Here is a 3,277-nt window from a genome sequence, read left to right on the forward strand (position 1 = left end):
CGCCTGGGGCTCGAAGCCTTCCAGCGCATCAAATTTGGTACCAGTCTGGCGCTCCGCGATGTGTGAATCGGACAGCCCGCTTGCGGGGGAGGTCGGATCGCATCGCTAGATGCGATCCGGGTGAGGGCTTTCTCCACATAGCGAGTCCCGCCGCGGAGACACCTCACCCCACCCTCTCCCGCAAGCGGGAGAGGGTGCGCATCTCCGTCGAGGCGCTAACCCGCGCGGTCGCTGTAGGCGAGCTTGACGACGTGGTCGCGAATGTCCGGCGGCCATTCGGCGATCTCGCCGACGAAGCGGCGGCGGTCGTCGGCGAACAGCGCGCGCGAGGCCTCCTCGAATTTCGGGAGGTTGCCAGCCATCGCCGACATGAAATGATAGGCGGCATCGCGTGCGGCGCGTTGGCGGTCGCGGTCGCCGCTGCTGCGGCGCGCCTCGTCCACGAGCTTGCGGAGCGCGACCGAGGCGCCGCCGGGCTGCGCGTTGAGCCATTCCCAATGGCGCGGCAGCAGCGTCACTTCGCGCGCGACCACGCCGAGTTTCGGTCGCCCGCGGCCACGCGGCTCGCTCGGTGGCGCCTCGGGCGCTTCGCTTGGCGGAGCCGATGCCGGCAGCCGTGCCAGGATCGCGTCATCGCTGCCGCGAAGATCCAGATCGACGGCGCGCCCGGTCCCGTCGCAGAAGATCGCAATCGGCTCGGCGCTCTGGCCGGCCCGTTTGACCGCTAGCGCGACCTCGGCCAAAGGCCCAGTGGCCAGCCGCCGCTGGCCTTCGAAGGCTGTAAATGTCTGATTCATTTGAGTTATCCGATCGATTCGCCGTTCATGCATTTATGCCCGGGTATAATTTCGATGTCAATATCACCCGGATAAATAATTTGGCCTCTCGGCCAATCGCGAATCCCGCGATTGCCTGATAGGGAACGCCCGGGAAGGTTCTTTGGATTTCGGGGGACGCCGTGCTGACCGTTCATCACCTCAACAACTCGCGCTCGCAACGGGTGCTGTGGCTCCTGGAAGAGCTTGGCGTGCCCTATGAGATCGTGCGCTATCAGCGTGGGCCCGACATGCGCGCGCCGAAGGAGTTGCTGGCGGTGCATCCGCTCGGCAAGTCGCCCGTCATCACCGATAACGGCAACACGATCGCGGAATCCGGCGCGATCGCCGAATACATCCTCGGCACTTACGGCAAGGGACGCTTGATCCCGCCGCCGGACACGCCGGAGCGGCTGCGCTACACCTATTGGCTGCATTATGCCGAGGGATCGGCGATGTCGCCGCTGCTGCTGAAGCTGCTGTTCACGATGATGCCGAAGCGCGCGCCCGCTTTATTGCGGCCACTGGTGCGCAAGGTCACCAACCAGGCGCTAACCGTGCTGGTCAATCCGCAGCTCAAGCAGCACATGACGTTCTGGGAGGCGGAACTCGGCAAAAGCCAATGGTTCGCGGGCAACGAGTTCAGCGTGGCCGATATCCAGATGAGTTTTCCGCTGGAAGCCGCCTCCGCGCGCGCCGGGCTGGAGGAGGGGCATCCCAGGTGCATGGCGTTCCTCGAACGCATTCACGCGCGCCCGGCCTATGTCCGCGCGCTGGAGAAGGGCGGACCGTATCTGGTGGGGCGGTAGGCGAAGTCACCTCTCCCCGCTCTTGCGGGGAGAGGTCGGCGCGTAGCGCCGGGTGAGGGGCGTTGCCGCGCATTCGGTGTTCGTGGAAGCAGCCCCTCACCCCAACCCTCTCCCCGCAAGAGCGGGGCGAGGGAGTCTCACCGCTCCACCGCCGCGATCACCTCTTTCACCAGACGCGCCAATCCGCGCATGTCGCCGGTCCGATCGACGCTGTCGCCGAGGCGGACCACGACCAGGCGCTGCGTCGGCATGATGACGATGCGCTGGCCGAGGTCGCCCGAGGCAAAGAAGGCGTCGCGGGGAATGCCGAGCGCGACACGGTTCTTGGCACGCGCATGTTCGCTGCGGTTGGTCCAGAAGCCGGCGCCGTAGTCGGTCTTCAGCGTCGCGGCGGCGGAAAAGTCCACCCAGTCTTCGTGCAACAACCGCTTGCCGCCGACCACGCCGTCATTGAGATAGAGCAGCCCGAAGCGTGCCCAGTCCCGTGCGCTCGCCTGCATGTAGGCGGTGCCCTGCAGCGTGCCGCTGCCGTCGAATTCCAGCGTGACGCTGCGCATGCCGAGCGGGTTGAACAATTCGCGCCAGGCAAAGGCGAGCGTCTGTTCGGGCCCGCCGACGGCATCGCGGATGATCCGTGCCAAGAGTTGCGTCGAGGGGCTCGAATAGTGCCAGCGCGTGCCGGGCGGCGCCATCAGGGGCGCCTTCACCGCAAAGCCCGCCATGTCGTCATGCAGATAGGCCATCTGGCTCGAGGGATCGAAGCCCGAATTGGTCTCGTCCAGCGCCAGCCCTGTGGTCATGCGCATGAGGTGCTCCACTTCGATCTCGCGACGCGGATCATTCCTGCCGCGCCATTCCGGGATCGGCGCGGGCATCGACGGCGTGACGACGCCTTGTTGGGTCAGGATTCCGATCAGCGCATTGATCACCGACTTGGTCATGGAAAAACCAAGCAGCGGCGTATCGACACTGATGCCCTTGGCATAGCGCTCGGCGATCACCTTGCCATGATGGACGACCACCACCGCCTTGGTGCGCCGGAACGGCGGCTCCGCCGGCTCCTCGAAGGCATCATCGAGTGCCGCTTTCAGCGCCGGGTCCGAAGGCTCGACAGGTTCAGGGCCCGCGATCTCCTCAAGCAGCGGCGGCGCTCTTGTCACCTTCAGCGCGTCGATATCGCTCTTGAGCACATAGGGCGCCGTCGCGCCGTGCAGCAGCACGCATCCGAGCCCATCGTGAAACGCAGCACGGCTTGTCAGCCATCCAGCCATCGACGCGTCGACGGTCTTGCCGGTGCGGTCGAGCGCAAAGCGGAGCAGCGGACGCAGTCTGCGGATGCCGGCCCGATCGATGGTTTCCGAAAACACCGTTTCCGGATCGAGGCCGGAGACGAACACCTTGGAACAGACATTGTGTGCGACCACGCCGGTCGCGACACGAACGGCCCGATCAGGACGGAAGTAGGCGGCAATCGCCACCGCGGCGGCGAAAGCGATTGCTGCCGCGATCCATTTCTGCCAGCCCACAAATTCCTCCGCGCCGAAGCTCAGCCGATCTTACTTTACCTCGCCCCGCTTGCGGCTGTCCGATTCACACATCGCGGAGCGCCAGACTGGTACCAAATTTGATGCGCTGGAAGGCTTCGAGCCCCAG

Annotated in this window: 3 protein-coding genes; 1 reads left to right on the plus strand and 2 read right to left on the minus strand. The window is 65.4% G+C overall.

All coding sequences use genetic code 11. The features are described from left to right. Positions 1-215: 215 nt before the first annotated feature. The gene (locus AAFX91_RS40150; RefSeq protein WP_394570186.1) at positions 216-797 is read right to left on the minus strand and encodes a DUF2239 family protein; all 582 of its coding nucleotides are present in this window, start codon (positions 795-797) and stop codon (positions 216-218) included. 161 nt (positions 798-958) lie between these two features. On the opposite strand from AAFX91_RS40150, the gene AAFX91_RS40155 reads away from it, so the two are divergent. Beyond that, positions 959-1,624: a glutathione S-transferase family protein gene (locus AAFX91_RS40155; protein ID WP_130584207.1), complete on the plus strand. Its 666-nt coding sequence runs from the start codon at positions 959-961 to the stop codon at positions 1,622-1,624. 137 nt (positions 1,625-1,761) lie between these two features. Here the strand turns inward: AAFX91_RS40155 and AAFX91_RS40160 are convergent, their stop codons facing one another. Further along, a complete protein-coding gene (locus AAFX91_RS40160) occupies positions 1,762-3,150 on the minus strand; it encodes a serine hydrolase domain-containing protein (RefSeq protein WP_394570187.1) in 1,389 nt (462 codons plus the stop codon). Positions 3,151-3,277: the final 127 nt, after the last annotated feature.

Origin of the sequence: Bradyrhizobium sp. 31Argb (assembly GCF_043638955.1) — a bacterium.
GTDB lineage: Bacteria > Pseudomonadota > Alphaproteobacteria > Rhizobiales > Xanthobacteraceae > Bradyrhizobium.